The organism is Dactylosporangium sp. NPDC051484 (assembly GCF_040689395.1).
Lineage (GTDB): Bacteria > Actinomycetota > Actinomycetes > Mycobacteriales > Micromonosporaceae > Dactylosporangium.
This window is the reverse complement of the sequence record NZ_JBFAZX010000008.1, coordinates 1-18,597: the sequence shown is the minus strand read 5'-3', so window position 1 is coordinate 18,597 and position 18,597 is coordinate 1. Positions and strand designations below refer to the sequence as shown.

General features: G+C 71.2%; 19 protein-coding genes. 5 read left to right on the top strand and 14 right to left on the bottom strand.

Annotation, left to right across the window (positions count from 1 at the left end; all coding sequences use genetic code 11):
• Positions 1-162: 162 nt before the first annotated feature.
• Positions 163-1,248: an adenosine deaminase gene (locus AB0367_RS16465; RefSeq protein WP_366227151.1), complete on the bottom strand. Its 1,086-nt coding sequence runs from the start codon at positions 1,246-1,248 to the stop codon at positions 163-165.
• Between the two features lie 17 nt (positions 1,249-1,265).
• Here AB0367_RS16465 and AB0367_RS16460 point away from each other — a divergent pair, with 17 nt between their 5' ends.
• On the top strand, positions 1,266-2,093 hold the full coding sequence (locus AB0367_RS16460; protein ID WP_366227150.1) for a putative RNA methyltransferase: 828 nt from the start codon (positions 1,266-1,268) through the stop codon (positions 2,091-2,093).
• A gap of 16 nt (positions 2,094-2,109) precedes the next feature.
• Here the strand turns inward: AB0367_RS16460 and AB0367_RS16455 are convergent, their stop codons facing one another.
• From AB0367_RS16455 to AB0367_RS16420, 8 genes are all read right to left on the bottom strand, one after another.
• Entirely contained in the window at positions 2,110-2,793 is a 684-nt protein-coding gene (locus tag AB0367_RS16455) for a DUF4272 domain-containing protein (protein ID WP_366227149.1), read from the bottom strand.
• 37 nt (positions 2,794-2,830) lie between these two features.
• A complete protein-coding gene (locus tag AB0367_RS16450) occupies positions 2,831-4,108 on the bottom strand; it encodes a thymidine phosphorylase (protein WP_366227148.1) in 1,278 nt (425 codons plus the stop codon).
• Positions 4,105-4,830 (bottom strand): cytidine deaminase, encoded by a 726-nt coding sequence (locus tag AB0367_RS16445; RefSeq protein WP_366227147.1) that lies wholly within the window; start codon positions 4,828-4,830, stop codon positions 4,105-4,107. Before AB0367_RS16445 ends, AB0367_RS16450 begins: the two co-directional genes overlap by 4 nt.
• A 22-nt stretch (positions 4,831-4,852) precedes the next feature.
• Positions 4,853-6,109, bottom strand: a complete 1,257-nt coding sequence (locus tag AB0367_RS16440) for an ABC transporter permease (RefSeq protein ID WP_366227146.1) — start codon at positions 6,107-6,109, stop codon at positions 4,853-4,855.
• Complete coding sequence (locus tag AB0367_RS16435; RefSeq protein ID WP_366227145.1) at positions 6,106-7,275, bottom strand: ABC transporter permease; 1,170 nt, start codon at positions 7,273-7,275, stop codon at positions 6,106-6,108. The genes AB0367_RS16440 and AB0367_RS16435 overlap by 4 nt, the downstream gene beginning before the upstream one ends.
• Positions 7,272-8,792: an ABC transporter ATP-binding protein gene (locus tag AB0367_RS16430; RefSeq protein ID WP_366227144.1), complete on the bottom strand. Its 1,521-nt coding sequence runs from the start codon at positions 8,790-8,792 to the stop codon at positions 7,272-7,274. The genes AB0367_RS16435 and AB0367_RS16430 overlap by 4 nt, the downstream gene beginning before the upstream one ends.
• Before the next feature lie 88 nt (positions 8,793-8,880).
• Positions 8,881-9,939 (bottom strand): BMP family ABC transporter substrate-binding protein, encoded by a 1,059-nt coding sequence (locus AB0367_RS16425; protein WP_366227143.1) that lies wholly within the window; start codon positions 9,937-9,939, stop codon positions 8,881-8,883.
• A gap of 210 nt (positions 9,940-10,149) precedes the next feature.
• Complete coding sequence (locus AB0367_RS16420) at positions 10,150-10,497, bottom strand: hypothetical protein (RefSeq protein ID WP_366227142.1); 348 nt, start codon at positions 10,495-10,497, stop codon at positions 10,150-10,152.
• Between the two features lie 57 nt (positions 10,498-10,554).
• Here AB0367_RS16420 and AB0367_RS16415 point away from each other — a divergent pair, with 57 nt between their 5' ends.
• A complete protein-coding gene (locus AB0367_RS16415) occupies positions 10,555-11,469 on the top strand; it encodes a MerR family transcriptional regulator (protein ID WP_366227141.1) in 915 nt (304 codons plus the stop codon).
• Positions 11,470-11,585: 116 nt separating this feature from the next.
• Here the strand turns inward: AB0367_RS16415 and AB0367_RS16410 are convergent, their stop codons facing one another.
• The 4 genes from AB0367_RS16410 to trpS are packed head-to-tail and all read right to left on the bottom strand — an operon-like array spanning position 11,586 to position 14,570.
• Positions 11,586-12,002: a hypothetical protein gene (locus AB0367_RS16410; protein WP_366227140.1), complete on the bottom strand. Its 417-nt coding sequence runs from the start codon at positions 12,000-12,002 to the stop codon at positions 11,586-11,588.
• A gap of 8 nt (positions 12,003-12,010) precedes the next feature.
• On the bottom strand, positions 12,011-13,000 hold the full coding sequence (locus AB0367_RS16405) for a YihY/virulence factor BrkB family protein (protein ID WP_366227139.1): 990 nt from the start codon (positions 12,998-13,000) through the stop codon (positions 12,011-12,013).
• A gap of 3 nt (positions 13,001-13,003) precedes the next feature.
• The gene (locus AB0367_RS16400; RefSeq protein ID WP_366227138.1) at positions 13,004-13,588 is read right to left on the bottom strand and encodes a 2'-5' RNA ligase family protein; all 585 of its coding nucleotides are present in this window, start codon (positions 13,586-13,588) and stop codon (positions 13,004-13,006) included.
• Positions 13,545-14,570, bottom strand: a complete 1,026-nt coding sequence (trpS, locus tag AB0367_RS16395; RefSeq protein WP_366227137.1) for a tryptophan--tRNA ligase — start codon at positions 14,568-14,570, stop codon at positions 13,545-13,547. Before trpS ends, AB0367_RS16400 begins: the two co-directional genes overlap by 44 nt.
• 87 nt (positions 14,571-14,657) lie before the next feature.
• Here trpS and AB0367_RS16390 point away from each other — a divergent pair, with 87 nt between their 5' ends.
• A complete protein-coding gene (locus tag AB0367_RS16390) occupies positions 14,658-15,254 on the top strand; it encodes a sigma-70 family RNA polymerase sigma factor (RefSeq protein WP_366227136.1) in 597 nt (198 codons plus the stop codon).
• A complete protein-coding gene (locus tag AB0367_RS16385) occupies positions 15,244-16,551 on the top strand; it encodes a sialidase family protein (RefSeq protein ID WP_366227135.1) in 1,308 nt (435 codons plus the stop codon). The genes AB0367_RS16390 and AB0367_RS16385 overlap by 11 nt, the downstream gene beginning before the upstream one ends.
• Positions 16,552-16,590: 39 nt before the next feature.
• Here the strand turns inward: AB0367_RS16385 and galE are convergent, their stop codons facing one another.
• Positions 16,591-17,598 carry a UDP-glucose 4-epimerase GalE gene (gene galE, locus AB0367_RS16380; RefSeq protein WP_366227134.1) on the bottom strand — a complete coding sequence of 336 codons (1,008 nt, stop codon included), beginning with the start codon at positions 17,596-17,598 and terminating at the stop codon, positions 16,591-16,593.
• Positions 17,599-17,658: 60 nt separating this feature from the next.
• Here galE and AB0367_RS16375 point away from each other — a divergent pair, with 60 nt between their 5' ends.
• The gene (locus tag AB0367_RS16375) at positions 17,659-18,480 is read left to right on the top strand and encodes a hemolysin family protein (RefSeq protein WP_366227133.1); all 822 of its coding nucleotides are present in this window, start codon (positions 17,659-17,661) and stop codon (positions 18,478-18,480) included.
• Positions 18,481-18,597 lie beyond the last annotated feature (117 nt).

Below are 18,597 nucleotides of genomic sequence, written 5' to 3'. Positions count from 1 at the left end.
TCCACCATGTCCCGTGCCAAGAAGAAAGTCCAGGTCACCCGCTGAACCTTATGTGCAATGTTGAAATAAATGTCCAAATAGCTCGTATTTATGCCGATGATCCGCCTACGCTGGGCGATTTACCCGATACACCCAGATGATCGCAGGCGACAATTCAGGACATCACGCCAACTTGGCGTACGCCGGTTTGATGACGTCGTTGATCAATGCGAGGCGTTCGTCGAACGGGATGAAGGCGCTCTTCATGGCATTCACCGTGAACCACTGAAGCTCCGCCCATCCATACCCGAACGCCTCAACCAGCAGAGCCATCTCCCGGGACATGCTCGTCCCGCTCATCAGCCGGTTGTCGGTGTTCACCGTGACCCGGAAGCGCAGATCACGCAACAGCCCGATCGGGTGCTCCCGGATCGAGGCGGCGGCGCCGGTCTGCACGTTGGAGGACGGGCAGAGCTCGAGCGGGATCCGCTTGTCCCGCACGTATGCGGCGAGGCGGCCGAGAGCGTTGCCCGGCCCGATGTCGTCGACGATGCGCACGCCGTGCCCGAGCCGGTCCGCGCCGCACCACTGGATGGCCTGCCAGATCGACGGCAGGCCGAACGCCTCGCCGGCGTGGATGGTGAAATGTGAGTTCTCGCGTTGGAGGTACTCGAACGCGTCCAGGTGCCGGGTGGGCGGGAATCCGGCCTCGGCTCCTGCGATGTCGAAGCCCACCACGCCGGCGTCGCGGTAGCGGACCGACAACTCGGCGATCTCCATCGAGCGCGCGGCGTGGCGCATCGCTGTGAGCAACGTGCCGACGCGGATCGGATTGCCGAGCGCCGCCGCCTCGGCCGAGCCGGCCCGGAAGCCTTCCAGCACCGCCTCGACCACCTCGGGCAGGGCCAGGCCGCGCTCCAGGTGCTGCTCCGGGGCGAAGCGGACCTCGGCGTACACCACCCCGTCCGCCGCCAGGTCGAGCGCGCACTCCCGCGCGACCCGGTGCAGCGCGTCCGCCGTCTGCATCACCGCGACCGTGTGCGCGAACGTGGTCAGGTACCGCTCCAGCGACCCCGAGTCCGCCGCGGCCACGAACCACTCCCCCAGTCCCTCGGGCGTGGCGGCCGGCAGGTCGTGACCGATCGCGGCGGCGAGTTCGAGGATCGTGGCGGGGCGCAGCCCGCCGTCGAGGTGATCGTGGAGCAGAGCCTTGGGCGCGCGACGGATCTCGTCGAGGGAGGGGCCCGTGGAAGGAGTGGATGCGGCCATGGAACGACACTAGTGGTGTGCACCCCGTCGTCATCACTCATCTGCGCTGTCCGGTCTGCCGCGCGCCGCTCGCATCGGCGCAACGGGCGCTGCGGTGCGCACAGGGGCACTCGTTCGACATCGCGCGTCAGGGGTACGCCGATCTCACCGCCGGCCGCCCCGCGCACACCGGGGACACGGCGGATATGGTCGCGGCCCGGACGGCGCTGCTCGCGGCCGGCCATTTCGAGGCGCTGACCGCGGCGGTCGCGGACGCGGTCGCACAGGAGGGCGCCGGGCTGGTGGTCGAGGTCGGCGCCGGCACCGCCCACTACCTGGCGCGCTCGATCCGCGACACCGGCAGCGTCGGCCTCGCCGTCGACACCTCGAAGGCCGCGCTCAAGCGCGCCGCCCGCGCCGGCGAGCGAATCGGGGCGGTCCGCGCCGACATCTGGCAGGGCCTGCCGGTCGCCGACCGGTCCGCCGCGGTGGTCCTCGACGTCTTCGCCCCGCGCTCGGGCGCGGAGTTCGCCCGGGTGCTAAGCCCGGGCGGCGCCCTCGTCGTGGCCACGCCCGGCGCCGGGCACCTGGGCGAGCTGGTCGACGCCCTCGGCCTGATCCGGGTCGACCCCGCGAAGCGGGAGCGACTGCACAAGAGTCTTGACGAATGGTTCGTACCCGAGACCGAGCGACGGGTGCGCGCGTCACTCTCCCTGTCGCGGGCCGACGCACACGCGCTGGTGGGCATGGGCCCGAGCGCGTGGCACTCCGACCCGGCCGCGATCGCCGCGGCGCTGGGCGGCATGCCCGAACCGATTCCGGCCACGCTCGACGTGGACCTGACGGTCTGGCGACCGCGCCCGTGACACGGCGTCAGGTGGATCAGGTGGAGAGGTCCACCTCTTCCCAGTTGGGCGCCGCGCCGTGGTACGGGCCGGTGAAGACCACCGCCCACTCCAACGCCCACCGGCGCTGCCCCACCGTGTTCGAGTCGGCCTGGCCCGGCAGCGGCAACCGGCGCCGCTCGGCCTCCAGGATCGACCAGTCCAGGCAGTAGTACAGGTCGAGCTGCTCCGCGGCGGCGATCGCCGAGCGCGGGGCGGCCAGGGTGCGCCGGCGCCAGGCGTCGAAGCTCTCGCCGTGCGCCAGGTTGGGCAACCGTTCCATGAGGCCGGCCGCGGCACAGCCCAGCAGCGGGTCGAGGTCCATCGCGATGCCCAGCAGCCACGCCAGGGCGAACAGGGCCTCCATGTGCAGCGCGAACGAGTGCTCGTCGCCCGCGCCGTCGGCGACGAACTGCCACTCCGGCGGGGTCAGCCGGTCGACCAGCCGCGACTCGGCCAGCCACTGCAGTGCGAGCTCGGGCGGCATGCCGAGCGCGCGGGCCAGCACCACGTTGAGGCAGGCGGCCCGCGCCTCGATCTCACCCCCGGGGCGCAGTTCGACCTGGTCCCCCGGCTCCCAGACCAGGGGAAAGTCGGGCGGGGGCAGAGGGAGCCGCAGGCGGTGCAGCTCCTCGAGGCTCGCCTCCCGCACCCGCTGGGGATCCGGCGCCGTGTCGCTCACCCGCGCACAATAACCGGCCGTTCGGGCGGTCCGTGCATCAGGAGATGCGGTCGAGGACCAAGGGTCGCTTGGCCGGGGGCTTCTCGGCGAGGGTCACCGCGCCGCGGGCAACCTCCAGGGCGGCCGGAAGCTTCGCGGCGTCCTCGGCGCGCAGCTCCATGAGCACGTCGCCGGCCCGGACCGCCTGGCCGGGCTTGCGGTGCAGCAGGATGCCGGCCGAGGCGCTGACCGGATCCTCCTTGCGGGCGCGGCCCGCGCCGAGGCGCCAGGCGGCCACGCCGACCGCGTAGGCGTCCATGGTGGCCACGAACCCGTCCGCGTCCGCGGTGACCGTCTCGACCTCGTTCGCGACCGGCAACGGCGCGTCCGGGTCGCCGCCCTGCGCGCGCACGAGCGCCCGCCACGAGTCCATGGCCCGGCCGTCGGCGATCGCGTCGAGCGGGTCGACGTCGCCGAGGCCGACGGCGTCGAGCATCTCCCGCGCCAGTGCCAGGGTGAGCGCGACGACGTCCCGCGGGCCGCCGCCGGCGAGCACCGCCAGGGACTCCTCGACCTCGACCGAGTGCCCGACGGCCCGGCCGAGCGGTACCTCCATGTCGGTGAGCAGCGCGACCGTGGTCACCCCGTGCGCTTTGCCCAGCTCGACCATGGTGCGGGCCAGCTCGCGGGCGTCGGCGACGTCCCGCATGAACGCGCCCGAGCCGAACTTGACGTCGAGGATGAGCGCGGAGGTGCCCTCGGCGATCTTCTTGCTCATGATCGAGCTCGCGATGAGCGGGATGGCCTCGACGGTGCCGGTGACGTCGCGCAGCGCGTAGAGCTTGCGGTCGGCCGGGGCCAGACCCTCGCCGGCGGCGCAGATGGCCGCGCCGACGGTGCGCAGCTGCTCGACGAACTCCTCGTTGGACAGCTTGGTGCCGAAGTTGGGGATCGACTCGAGCTTGTCCAGCGTCCCGCCGGTGTGGCCGAGGCCGCGGCCGGACAGCTGCGGGACGGCGGCACCACAGGCTGCCACGAGCGGCGTGAGCGGCAGCGTGATCTTGTCGCCGACGCCGCCGGTGGAGTGCTTGTCGACGGTCGGGCGCCCGACCCTGGACAGGTCCAGCCGCTCACCGGAGGCGATCATCGCCGCGGTCCAGCGGGCGATCTCCCCCGGGGTCATGCCGTTGAGCAGGATCGCCATCGCCAGGGCCGACATCTGCTCGTCGGCGACCTCGCCGCGGGTGTAGGCGGCGACCACCCAGTCGATCTGCTCGTCGCTCAGCACGCCCCGGTCGCGCTTGGCGCGGATGACGTCCACGGCCGCGAAGCTCATCGGCTGCTCCAGTCCTGTTCGATGCCGGCCGGACGCGGGGTGTCCCCGGCCCAGCTCGCGGTGCCCTGCGCGTCCACGACCACGACCCGCGGGGTGCGGATCCGCCCCCATTCGACCGCCTCCGCGGCCGCGGCGAAAGTGGGGCCCTCCTCGAGGATGCCCGCCGGCTCGTCGTCGCCGGAGCCGGACGAGCGCTCCCAGTACGACGTCCAGACCTGCCGGCCACCGGCGATGTCGGGGTGGACGAAGACCGTGCCGCTGCCGACCTTCAGCGCCAGCGCCGCTGGTACCGCCGGCGCCCGGTCCCGATCCGACACTCGCTCCAGGTCTGCGTCGTCGAACGCGTACGGCAGCAGCGCCGACATCGGCAGCGGGCCGCTCTGGTGGTCGATCAGCAGCCCAGCGCCCCCGTGCTCCCACAGCAACTGCCGGCAACGGCCGCACGGCATGAGCGGCCGGCCGTCGGCGTCCACGCAGGCCAGCGCGACCAGCCGGCCACCGCCGGTGATCTGCAGGCTGGACACCAGCCCGCACTCCGCGCACAGCCCGAGCCCGTATGAGGCGTTCTCGACGTTGCAGCCGACCACGACCCGGCCGTCGTCGACGAGGGCGGCGGCGCCGACGGGGAACTTCGAGTACGGCGCATAGGCCCGGCCCATGGCGGTGATGGCCGCGCTGCGCAGCGCGGCCCAGTCCACGTTCACCGTCTGTTGAGAATTCACGGTTCCATTCTGCTTCTCGGCGTCATCCGCCGCGGCGATAGCGCTTGCCGGCGGCGGCGGGCATCCGCAACCGCTGGGCGGCGAGGGCGAGCACCACCAGCACGGTGATGTACGGCGCGGCCTGCACCAGTGCCGTGGGGATCTTGTCGACGGCGAAGAAGATGACGTACGACAGGATGCCCAGCACCGCCGAGGCGATCGCGACGATGTTGTTGCGCCGCCGCAGCTCCCACACGGCCAGCGCCAGCAGCAGCGCACCGACCAGGATCAGCAGCGCGTGCACCGACTCCGAGCCCCGGCGCAGCTGCAGCGCGTCGGTGTAGCCGAAGAGCGAGGCGCCCAGCGCCAGGCCGCCCGGTCGCCAGTTGCCGAAGATCATCGCGGCGAGGCCGATGTAGCCGCGGCCGCCGGTCTGACCCTCGCGGAAGATCACCGCGCTGACCGTGGACAGGTACACGCCGCCCAGGCCGGCCATCGCGCCCGAGATGATCACGCCGTAGTACTTGTACTTGTACACGTTGATGCCGAGGCTCTCGGCGGCCCGCGGATCCTCGCCGACGGAGCGCACGCGCAGGCCGAACGGGCTGCGCCAGAGCACCACCCAGGTGAGCACGATCAGCAGTACCGCGAGGATCGTCACCAGCGAGACCTGGACCAGCAGGCCGCGCAGCACCCCCGCGAGGTCGCTGATCAGGAACCAGTGGTGCTTCTCCAGCCCCTCCAGCCGGTTCACGAACGGCACCGAGACCCGCGGCACGGTCTGGTCGGGCTTCAGCGCCGGCGACTGGGTGGCCCCGCCGCTGCCCCACGTGATGAACGAAAGGTACCTCGTGATGCCCGGCGCCAGGATCGTCATCGCCACGCCGGAGACGATGTGGTCGACGCCGAAGGTGACGGTCGCGAGCGCGTGGATGAGCCCGCCCACGGCGCCGCCGGCGATACCGATGAGCAGCCCGACCCACGGCCCGTACTGCAGGCTGCCCCAGGCCCCGAACCAGGTGCCCAGGACCATCTGCCCCTCAAGGCCGATGTTGACCACGCCGGCCCGCTCCGCCCACAGGCCGCCGAGCCCGGCCAGCCCGATCGGGATCGCCGCCTGCAGCGCGGCCTGGACGGCACCCTGCGAGGTGACGTCGTCGGCGCCGGTGAGCAGGTGCACCAGCGACAGGCCGACGAGCGTGCCGGCGATGATGAGCAGGATCCGGGAGGTGCCCATCCGGCGTCGCTTCGGCGCCGCCGTCACCGCCGCGGCGGTGGAGAGCATGGCGTCGGTGCTCACTTCGACTCCTCGGTGATAGCCGGGGCCAGCGGGGCCGAGCCGGCCGGGGCCGCGGTGGCGGCGCCGACCCGCCGCTGCTGGGCACGGCGGCCGATGCGGGCGGCGAGCTCGTAGGCGATGACCACGGACAGGACCGCGACGCCCTGCATGATCAGCACGATCTCCTTCGGGATGCCGTCGAGGTCGAGGATCAGCTGCGAGCGGGCCAGGAAGCCCCACAGGATCGCGCCGAGCGCCATGCCGACCGGGTGGTTGCGGCCGAGCAGGGCGACCGCGATGCCGGTGAATCCGATGCCGCCGAAGCCCTCGGTGTAGGTGTGCGTCTCGCCGAGCATGCGAGGCAGGTTGACCAGGCCGGCGATCCCGCCGGAGACCAGCATCGCGGTGATGACCATCTTCTTGGCGTTGACGCCGCTGGCCGTGGCCGCGAACGGGTTGTAGCCGGTGGCCCGCAGGTCGAAGCCGAAGCGGGTGCGGTTGATGGCGAACCAGTACGCCACGCCGAGGATCACCGCGACGACCAGGAAGCCGAGCACCTTCTGGTCGGTGCCGGAGACGATCGGCAGGCCGGGCATCCACGACTCTTCCGGCAGGATGCCGGTGGTCTTGATCTGCGCGCCCGGCGCCTGCACGCCCCAGTGGTCGTTGAGCAGCCAGGTCACCACCTGGGCGCCGATCACGTTGAGCATCAGCGTCGAGATGACCTCGCTGACGCCCCGCCGGGTCTTGAGCAACGCGGCGATGGAGGCCCAGGCCGCGCCGACCAGCATGGCCACGACCATGATCAGCGCGATGCGCAACGCGCCGGGCATCCAGCTCATGAAGGACGCGCTGGCCAGCGCGCCGGCCATGAAGGCGCCGATCTTGGACTGGCCCTCGACGCCGATGTTGAACAGGCCCATCTTGAAGCCGATGGCGACCGCGACGGCGGCGATGTAGTACTCGCTGGCCTTGTTCAGAATCTCCACCTGCGAGTCCGGCTTGATGCCGAACGTGTACATGTCGGAGAAGGCCTGGAGCGGGTCCTTGTCCGTGATGATCAGCGCGATGGACGAGATCACGGCGGCCAGCAGCAGCGCGGCGACCGGGGCGGCGAGCTGGGGCACCAGCTTGGCCGGGTCGATGCGCCGCCAGAAAGCGGGCGGCGCGGCGGATCCTGCGCTCACTCCGAGGCCTCCTCGGTCGTGGCGCCGGTCATGGCGACGCCCAGCTGTTCGGGGGTGACGGTCGCCGGGTCGGCGTCGGCCACGAGCCGGCCGCCGTAGATGACCTTGAGGGAGTCGGACAGCCCGATGAGCTCGTCGAGATCGGCCGAGATCAGCAGTACGCCCATGCCGGCGATGCGGGCGTTACGGATGTGGTCCCAGATCGCGGCCTGGGCGCCGACGTCGACCCCGCGGGTCGGGTGCGCGGCGATGAGCACCTTCGGCTGGTGGCTCATCTCCCGGCCGACGATCAGCTTCTGCTGGTTGCCGCCGGAGAGCGCCACGGCGGCGACGTCGATGCTCGGGGTGCGCACGTCGTACTCCTCGACGATGCGCTGCGTGTCGCGGCGCGCCCCGCCGACGTCGATGAGGAACCCGCGGGCGTTGGGCCGCTCGGTCTGGTGACCGAGGATCCGGTTCTCCCACAGCGGCGCGTCCAGCAGCAGGCCCTGGCGGTGGCGGTCCTCCGGCACGTAGCCGATGCCAGCCTCGCGGCGGCGCCGGGTCGGCCAGGCGGAGACGTCCTCGCCGCCGAGCCGGATCGTGCCGGTCGCGGGGCGCATGCCGAGGATCGCCTCCGCGATCTCGGCCTGGCCGTTGCCCTCGACGCCGGCGATACCGACGACCTCGCCGCGGTGGATCGTGAAGGTCGCGTTGTCGACGACCGGGCGCCCCTCCGCGCCGAGGACGGTGAGCCCCTCGACGACCAGCGCGGGCTCGTCGGTGACGGTCGACTCGCGTGCCTCCGGGCTGGGCAGCTCGCTGCCGACCATGAGCGTGGCCAGCTGGCGGGCGGTCACGTCGGCCGGCTTGACCGAGGCGACCGTGGTGCCACGGCGGATGACCGTGATGTCGTCGGCCACCATGCGGACCTCGTCCAGCTTGTGCGAGATGAACAGGACGGTCAGGCCCTCGCGGATGAGCTCGCGCAGGTTACCGAAGAGCTCTTCGACCTCCTGCGGGACGAGCACCGCCGTCGGCTCGTCCAGGATCAGAATCCGGGCGCCACGGTAGAGGACCTTGAGGATCTCCACGCGCTGCCGGTCGCCGACGCCGAGGTTCTCCACCAGCTCGTCCGGGCGCACGCCCAGGCCGTACCGCTGGGAAATCTCTGCGATCTTGGCTTTTGCCCCCGCCCCGATTCCGTGCAGCTTCTCGGCACCGAGCACGACGTTCTCGGTGACCGTGAAGTTGTCGGCGAGCATGAAGTGCTGGTGCACCATGCCGATGCCCGCCTCGATCGCGCCCTGCGGCGAAGAGAACCGAACCGGCCGCCCGTCGATGACGATCTCGCCCTCGTCCGGTGGCTGCATGCCGTACAAGATCTTCATCAGGGTCGACTTGCCGGCACCGTTCTCACCGACGATCGCGTGGATCGTGCCCTTGCGCACGGTGAGGTTGACGTCGGAGTTGGCCACAACGCCGGGGAACCTCTTGGTGATCCCCTTCAGTACGACGGCGGGTGGGTCCGCGGTCATCCAGGCTCCTCTAACAAGATGAATGGCGGGGGACTGGATCACAGTCCCCCGCCGCACACCCGATGTCTACGTCGACTCGGTGGATTCTTTACTTGCTCGGTACGGTGACCTTGCCCGACACGATGTCGGCCTTGGCCGCGTCGAGCTTGTCCTTGATGTCGTCGACCTGACCACCGGACGTGGCGTAACCAACGCCGTCGGTCTTGAGGTCGAAGACCGTTCCGCCGGCCTTGAAGTTGTTGGCCGCGTAGTCCTTGACGAAGTTGAACACCGCGTTGTCGACGCGCTTGAGCATCGAGGTCATGATGACCGGCTTCAGCGAGTCGTCGGTGACGGTGTTGTACTGGTCGGAGTCGACACCGATGGCCAGGGTCTTCTTGTCCTTGGCGGCCTCGAAGACGCCGGTGCCGGAGCCGCCGGCCGCCGCGTAGACGATGTCCGCGCCCTGGTCGTACATACCGCTGGCGGCCGTCTTGCCGCCGGCCGGGTCGTTGAAGCCCTTGCAGGAGTCGGCCGGGGTCGACAGGTAGTTGGTCAGCACCTTGATGTCGGCCTTGATGGCCTTGGCGCCGGCCGCGAAGCCCACCTCGAACTTCTTGATCAGGTCGACCTGGCAGCCGCCGATGAAGCCGACCGTGCCGGTCTTGGACTTCAGGGCCGCGGCGACGCCGACCAGGTAGGAGCCCTGCTCCTCGGCGAACGTGAGGGCCGCGACGTTGTCGGCCTGGGTGCCGCCGTCGACGATCGCGAACCTGGTGGTCGGGCAGTCCTTGGCCGCGCGGGCGAGCGGGCCGTTCTTGGCGTCGGCGCCGTCGTAGGCGAAGCCGACGGCGATGACCGGGTTGTAGCCGGCGTCGCAGAGCAGCTTCAGGCGCGAGTACTTGTCGTTCTCGCTCTCGTTGGCGACCGCCGCCAGGTCCTTGACCTCGACGTTCATGTCGCTCTTGACCCGGTCCAGGCCCGCGGCGGCGGAGTCGTTGAAGGACTTGTCGCCCCGGCCGCCGATGTCGAAGGCGAGGCCCACCTTGAGGTGCTTCTTCTCGGGTGCCGCGCTGCTGCCGCTGCCCGTGCTGCCCTTGTCGCCACCGCAAGCGGCGACGCTGCCCAACGCGACGAACGCCACCGAGGCGGCCGCGAGAACCTTCATCCCACGCACTCGGCGCAAGACGGTCTCCCTTCCCAATGCACCGCCCCAACGCGGTGAACCCAACGGCGGGAGCGTACGCCCTAGATGGTGCCGTTCCCGCCTTCGCTGCCGGGTTGGGAGGAGTGCGTTACAGGGCCGTGACGTGTCGAGGGTCGCTTCGCCTTCTGGGACCGACCTTGTACACCGCAGTCACGTCAGGAAGCCGGAGGGTTACTTCCAAAACACGGCAACCGCGGCGTTCACGATCGTCAATCCAGCCAGAGCGAGGAAGTGGCCGCGGTTGACCTCGTCCCGCTTACGGGAGAAGAACGCCATGACGAAGATCATGAGGCCGAGCACGAGCTTGACGGCGAGCTTGGCCGACGGCGGCTCGTGTTCGCCGCCGCCGCGCAGCGGTGCCGCCAGCCCGAGGCCCGTGACCACCTGGATGCCGGCGCCCCACAGCATGACCGGGTTGATGCGCAGCTTGCCGGTCAGGTACTGCGCGATCGAGCCGCCCAGCAGCATCGCGAAGCCGATGAGGTGCAGGAACAGGAGGGTGAGGCGCAAAGCTTCCATCCGGGCAAGGTAGCTGGCGGTTGACTCTCCCCTTACTGGAGGGTCCAGAATCCGGGCATGAACATCGGCGAGCTGGCCCGCCTCACCGGGCTGCCGGTCAAGACGATCCGGTACTACTCCGACGTCGGACTGGTGCCCGAGGCCGAACGGTCGCGGGCCGGCTATCGGCGCTACGACCACGGCTCGATCGTGCGGCTGGAGTTCGTGCGCACCCTGCGTGAGCTGGGGTTCGACCTCGCCACGATCCGCCAGGTGCTCGACCGCGGGGCGGACCTGCGCGGGGTGGCGGCCGCGCACGCCGACGCGCTCGGTGCGCAGATCCGGGTGCTGCGGCTGCGCCGTGCGGCCCTGCGCGCGGTGGCCGGCCGCGACGCCACCCCCGCCGACCTGGAGCGCCTGACGAAGATCGCGCAGGCCAGCGCCGACGAGCGGAAGCGGATCGTCGGGGAGTTCTTCGACAGCATCTTCAGCGACATCGCCGAAAGCGATGCGGCACGGCGGTTCACCGAGGGCATGCGCAGCGTGTCGGCGGACCTGCCGGACGAGCCGACCGACGAGCAGGTCGACGCCTGGATCGAGCTGGCCGAGATGCTGCGGCAGGAGGACTTCCGCGACAAGCTGCGACAGATGGGCCGGCGCAGCTTCGAGCCGGGCGCGCGGTGGGTCGTGCCGACCGACATGTCGCAGATCAACTGGTTCGTCGAGCGGGTCGGCAAGGCCCAGGACGGCGGCGCGCCCGACCCGGCGGCGGTGGTCGACGAGGTGATGGGCCGCTGGTCGGAGGCGGCCGGACGCGCGGACGGGCCCGAGCTGCGCGACGAGGTCATCGAGGCGCTGGAGGGGGCGATCGAGCCCCGGGCGGAGCGTTACTGGCAGCTGATGGCCACCATCAACGGCTGGCCGCCGATCCCCGCCACGACACACCGCTGGGCATGGTTCCTGTCGGCCCTGAAGGCGTCCTGCGGCCGGTAGCGTCGATCTCGCGCCGTGGCGGCAGGCCTCAGCGGCCCGGCGCACCGCTGGCGCCGAGCCGCTGGGCGAGATCAGGCCGGATTCAAGCCAGCTTCAGGCCAGGTTTCAAGCCGGGCCTAGTTCGTCAGCTTGGCCGCGATGCGGGCGAAGCCCTCGCGGATCTCCTCGACCGACGGCGGCTCGTGCGTGTGGTCGCCGTGATCGTGGTCGTGGTCGTGGTCGTCGTCGTACCCGGCGAGCTCCGCGTCGAACGCAGCCTCCACGTCCTCGTTCTCGGCCGCCAGCCGGGAGGCGGCGATGTCGCCCTGGATCTGCGCGACGGTCACGTGCGGCTGTAGCGGCTCCACGACCGCCATCAGCTCCTCGTCGGCCACCACGGCCTCCGCGAGCGCGAGCGCGTGCGCGCGCTCGTAGGGGCCGCACACGACCGGCTCCCACTCCTCCTCGTCGTTCATCGGGCCGAAGGTGATGATCCACGGCAGGGTCAGCGCCGGCGCGTCGGCCGGCAGGTCCAAAGTCACGAGTGCACCCACGGCGCCCATCATGACGGTTTCGGGCGCTCGGCACCCGCCGAACCGCCGGAGGGTGTGACGTGCGCGGCGATCTCCCCCGCCCCCTCCGTCGTCTCCGCCGCCCGCACCTCGGTCCGCAGCCGGCCGCTGGCCAGGTCGACGACCCGGCCGTACGGGCTGGTCGCGGCCAGCGCCGCGGCGAACAGCAGCAGCTGGTGCAGCAGGTACATGTACAGCAGCAGCCCGATCGTGCCGGCGACCAGCTGGTAGGCCGGGTTGTGCTCGGCGCGGGTGATGTACCACTTCCCCACCGTCTTGAGCAGGCCCAGCCCGACGGCGAACAGCAACGCCGAGGGCCACAGGCGCCGCAGCGACATGCGCAGCCGGGGCACCCCGACCAGCAGGGCCGCGCCGAGGAACACGTCGACCACGCCGGACAGCAGCGTGGAGAAGGCGCGCAGGGCGACCCGAACCGGGTCCTGCCTGGCGTCGCCGGCCAGCCAGTACAGCAGCTCCTGCATCCCGGCGAAGATGCCGATCGAGATCAGCAGCAGCAGGCCAAGCGTGACCAGAACGGCGAGGTCGACGAGCCAGCGCACGACGGCGTTGCCCGGGTGCTGCTGCAGCTGCCACAGGGCCCGCTGCGACGAGCGCACGTTCTCCACCCAGCCGACGCCGGCGAAGACCAGGCCGGCCAGCGCGAGCAGGCCGATCTGCTGGCTGCCGGCGAAGATCTCGTCGGAGTGCAGCTGGGGCAGGTTGGTCTGCAGATAGACCTGCACCCGCTCGACGACGAGCTTGTTGCCACCCAGCACCCGGCCGAGGACGAAGAACAGCACGACCACCATGGCGAACACGGCGAAGAAGCCGTAATAGGCCGTCGCGGCGGCCAGGCGGACGGCGTCGACTTCGAAATACCGCTGCTGCGCCCGCCAGACATGGTCGAACCCCCGCGATCGGTGCCGGGCGGCGGCCACCACGCGGTCGAAACCGGCCTCCAGCCGGTCGAGGGTGCTCACCCCTCAATCGTCCGTCGCGAGGCGGTACTGCGCATAGGGACGCCACCGGCCCCCGTCATCGTGCTCGAAGAGCGTGAACCCGCCGACCGCGAACGACGCCTCGTAGCCGGCCAGGTCGGCGAACACAGCGTCGAGCTGCGCGGACGGCACGTCGTGGGCCACCGTCACGTGCGGGTGAAAGGGAAACCGCGCCGTGCTGCGGGCGGGGTCGCGGATCGCGTGCGCCGCGAGCACGGCCTCGTGCAGCTGCTCGCACTCGCTGATGCCGGCCGCGACCGCGACGAACACCACCTGGGTGACCGGCCGGAACGTGCCGGTGCCGCGCAGCCGCACGGTGAACGCCCGGTGCGCCCGGGCGACGTCGCCCAGGTGCCGGTCGATCCCGGGCAGGTCCGCGGCGTCGACCTCGGTCGGGCCGAGCAGGGTGACGTGAGCCGGCACATACTCCGCGACCCGGTCACCGGCGGCCAGCCGGGCGGCGGTGAGCTCGCCGCCCCACGGCTGCGGGAGGTCGATCGCGACTCCGATGGTGCTCTTGTCCACCTCAGTGCGCGGCAGCGCCGGGGGCGAGGAAGCCGATGCGGTCATACACCGACTTCAGCGTCGGCGCGGCCACCGCGCGCGCCTTCTCGGCGCCGACCGCGAGCAGCTTGTCCAGCTGGGACGGGTCGTCGAGGTAGGAATTGGTGCGCTGCTGGATCGGCTTGACGAACTCGACCACGACCTCGGCGAGGTCCTTCTTCAGGTCGCCGTAGCCCCTCCCGGCATACGCCTCGACCAGCTCGTCGACCGTCCGGCCGGTCAGCGCGGCGTAGATCGTGAGCAGGTTGGACACGCCGGGCTTGTTCGTCTGATCGAAGATGATCTCGCGGCCGGTGTCGGTGACCGCCGACTTGATCTTCTTGGCGATCCGCGCCGGCTCCTCCAGCAGCTCGACCAGGCCGTTGGCGGTCGACGCCGACTTCGACATCTTCGCCGTCGGCTCCTGCAGGTCGGTGATCTTGGCGGTGTCCTTGATGATGTACGGCACCGGGACGGTGAACGTCGGGCCGAACGTGGTGTTGAACCGCTGCGCGAGGTCGCGGGTCAGCTCAAGGTGCTGGCGCTGGTCCTCGCCGACCGGCACGGCGTCCGCGTGATACAGCAGGATGTCCGCGGCCTGCAGGATCGGGTAGGTGAACAGCCCGACGCTGGCGCGGTCGGCGCCCTGCTTGGCCGACTTGTCCTTGAACTGCGTCATCCGGCTGGCCTCACCGAAGCCGGTCAGGCAGTTCATCACCCAGGCGAGCTGGGCGTGCTCGGGCGCGTGGCTCTGCACGAACAGCGTGCACCGCTCCGGGTCGAGGCCCACGGCGAGCAGCTGGGCCGCGCCCACCCGAGTGCGCTTACGCAGCAGCTCCGGATCGTGACCCGCGGTGATCGCGTGGAGGTCGACGACGCAGTAGAACGCGTCATGGGTCTCCTGCATCGCCACCCAGTTGCGCAGGGCACCGAGATAGTTGCCCAAATGGAACGAGTCGGCGGTGGGTTGGATCCCGGAGAGGACCCGCGGCCTGGCGGGAGACGACATGCCCGCCATTCTGTCAGGCGCAACCGGAAGCTCCACACAGACGTCTGTCTGGTTAGCGAGACGGGTGGCGGACGAGGGAGGTGGCGTGTGGGCGACGAGCTGGAGGCCCGCGAGGCCGTACGCGACGCGTACCAGGCGCACTACCGCCGTCTCGTGGCCGCGCTCTACGCGCTGACCGGCGATCACGCGGAGGCGCAGGATCTCGTCCAGGAGGCGTATGCGCGGGCCCTCGCCCGGCCCCGGCAGTTCCTCGACGTCGCCGACCCGGAGGCGTGGCTGCGCACCGTCGCCATGAACCTCGCACGCACCCGCTGGCGGCGGCGGCGCCTGTTCGACACACTGGTGCGCAGCGGCCGGGTCGCACGGCCGGTGGAGAGCGTGCCGGGCGTCGACCCCAACCGGGTCGCCCTGGTCGCCGCCCTGCAGCAGCTGTCGCAGGCGACACGGGAGACGATCGTGCTGCACCACCTGGCGGACATGTCCGTGCACGAGGTCGCCGAGGCGCTCGGCGTGCCGGTCGGCACGGTCAAGGCGCGCCTGTCCCGCGGCCGCGCGATGCTCGCCACCCTGCTCAGCGACGTCGAGGTGGGTTCGCCGGCCAGAGAGGACTCAGCGCGCCGGCGGCCGCCGCAGCCGACCGTAGCGCGGGCCATCCAGCCGCAAGAGGTGCGAGATGCGCCCTGAGCTGGACTTCCACACGCTCCGCACGCAGATCGAGGCGGCCACCTGGGTCCCCGACTTCAGCATGCTCTACCAGCGCGCCGGCCGGGTTCGCATGCGCGACCGGCTGGCCGTGCTCGGCGCGCTGCTGGGCACGCTCGGCGTCCTCGCGCCGGTCGCGCTCGCCGGCATCTTCGGCCGGCCGGCCCACCGGCCGGCCCCCGCCGTGCTGGGCCCCAACCCCGACCTCAGCGGGGCGTACGACCCGGGGCCGACGGTCACGCCGAGCATTTCCACCGCGGCGACCGCCGGCCGCTTTCCGTCCACGATCACGCCGCTCGCCGCCGCGGGCGACCTGCCGGACCTGGTCGCCGCCGTCGACGTCTGCGTCGAGGTGTCGCAGGCGCACCGATGCAGCCTGCAGGTCACCAGGCTGGGCGGCACCACCGAGCGACGGACGCCATATGTGCTCGACGCGCTGCGCGAGAGCCCGCTGGACAAGATCAGCAACGTCCAGCTGACCCGCATCGCGACTGGCACCTACATGCTCAGCGGCGAGGTCAGCGGCGGGTCGCGCTCCTGCCTGCAGTTCCGGCTCACCGGTGACGCCCAGGCCCCGCTGCCCGCGCAGACCGGCTCGCCGGTGATCGGGCCCAGCGAGCGCCTTGCGCTCGGCGGCGGCGACCTGGCGGTGCAGCTGGCGCAGTACGGCGACCTGTTCGGCGTGCGCGGGACCGACGGCTCGCTGAGCCTCGTCGGCCAGCCGCCGCTGGCCCGCCGCACCGTGCTCAACGGGCTGCCGGCCGGGACCGGGTGGTGGGTCGCCGGCGCTGACCTGCACACCGGGGCGCCGGCCGTGAGCGTGAGCGTCGACCAGGGCCAGCACTGGACCGCGAGCACGCTGGACGCCCCGCCCGGCATCGACGTGCCGACCGTGACGACCCTGGACGGGCGCAACGCGTGGGCCTTCGTGCGATACAGCCACGCCGTCCGCTTCTTCCGCACCTCGGACGGCGGCGCGAACTGGCGCGAGGTGCGCACCCCGATCGAGCTCCCGGCATCGCTGAAGACGCTGGAAAACCGCCCCTTCGGTGCGCTGGTCCGCCCCGACCGCTCGGTGCTGCTGTGGTTCCAGGCCGACGCCGAGACGATCGTCCTGGAGAGCAACGACGGCGAGCACTTCGGCGCCGTCGCCGGCCCGGGCGGCGCCATCGTCCCCGTCGGCAACGGCTACGCGTCCCTGGGCGATCCCACACAGGTCTCCACCGACGCCCACGCCTGGCGGGAGGCCACCCTGTCCGCCATCGTGCTGCCGAACTGACCGGGGGGAACTGACCGGGGGAACAAGCCCAGTAGCCGGTCAGCGGTTCATGAAGGACCAGGCGTCGGCGACCATCGTCGTCAGGTCCGGGAACTGCGGCGTCCACCCGAGGTCGCGCTTCGCCTTGTCCGACGACGCGACCAGCCGGGCCGGATCACCCGGGCGGCGCGGGGCCGTCTCGACCGGGATCGGGTGGCCGGTGACCTGGCGCACCACCTCGACGACCTGGCGGTTGGAGAAGCCGGTGCCGTTGCCCAGATTGAAGATCCGGTGGCTTGCCAGGGAGCCCGGGTCGTCCATCGTCCGCAGCGCCTTCAGGTGGGCCGCGCCCAGGTCGGCGACGTGGATGTAGTCGCGGATGTTCGTGCCGTCGGGGGTGTCGTAGTCGTCGCCGAAGATCTGCAGCTTCTCACGGCGGCCCGCGGCCACCTGCAGGGCGATCGGGATCAGGTGCGTCTCCGGGTCGTGGCGCTCGCCGATCAGCGAGCCGTCGGGGCGGCGCAGGGCGCCGGCGACGTTGAAGTACCGCAGACTCACCGCGGAGAATCCGTGCGCCACGGCGAAGCCGGTGAGCGCGTGATCGGCGGCGAGCTTCGAGGTCGCGTACGGGTTGGGCGGGCGCACCGCGGCCGTCTCCGGGATCGGCACCACGTCGGGGTCGCCGTACACGTTGGCGGTGGACGAGAACACCAGGCGGCGCACCCCGGCCGCGTGCATCGCGTCGAGCAGCCGCAGCGTGGCGGTCGCGTTGTTGTCCCAGTACTTCTCCGGCCGCTGCACGCTCTCGCCGGCCGCGATGAAGGCCGCCAGGTGCAGCACGCCGTCGAACCCGGCCGACGGCGTCAACAGGTCGCCGATCGCGTCGTGCACCCGGCCGCGCACGAAGCGCGCGCCCTCGGGCACGGCCTCGGCGTGCCCGGTGGAGAGATCGTCAAGCACCACCACCTCGTGCCCGGCGTCCAGCAGCAGCGCGGTGACGACGCTGCCGATGTACCCGGCACCCCCGGTGACGAGCAGCTTCACAGCAACCTCCAAAACTCGACGCATTCCAACAAATTCGCACTTCGCGCGTGAACGACCGGGAGCGGGACGCCTACACTTTGTGCTATGCCGGAGCCCGGCCATCAAACTGGCCCCGGAACCATACGGCAGGCTGTGGCCGCCCTGTTGAACCGCTGGGCGGAGCGTCTTCACGCTACCCCGCCCCCGCCACGCATATCCGAGGCGCAGCTGCGCACCCTCATCACGGTGAACTCCGGCACCGGGCACGTCCGCGAGGTGATGGTGCCGCGCACCGAGGTGGTCTTCCTCGACGCGTCGCTCACGGTCGCCGATTCCATTCAAGCAGTACGCCGGGCAACGCACTCCCGCTTCCCGGTCATCGACGGCGACCCGGACGACGTCCTCGGCTTCGTCCACGTGCGCGACCTGACCCTGCTGCCCGCGGTCGACCCGACGGTCACGCTGCGCCACCTCACCCGCGAGGTCAAGCGGCTGCCGGCCAGCAAGCGCGTGCTCGCCGCCCTGTCCGAGATGCGCCGCGAGCGCCACCAACTGGCGGTCGTCGTCGACGAGTACGGTGGCACGGCCGGCATCGTGACGCTGGAGGACCTGATCGAGGAGCTCGTCGGGGAGATCCACGACGAGTACGACGCGCCGCCCGCCCCGCCTCGGGTGGACGAGGGCAGCCACGAGGTCGATGGCCGGCTCAACCTGGCCGACCTCGCCGAGCGCACCGGCCTGACGCTGCCGACCGGCCCCTATGAGACGGTGGCGGGCTTCCTGATGGCGCGGCTGGGCAAGCTGCCCAAGGTGGGCGACAACGTGCGCCACGACGGCTGGAACCTGCGGGTGAACACCGTGGAGGGCCGCCGGGTGGCCCGCATCTCGGTGGCGCGGCCGGTTCCCCCGCCGCGCCAGCCGTCGTAACCCGAGCGTCAGCCAGCCTCGATGATCATGCCGGCGCCGACCGTGCGGTTGGTGGACTCGTCGATGATGATGAACCCGCCCGTGGTCCGGTTGCGCCGATACTCGTCCGCCAGCAGC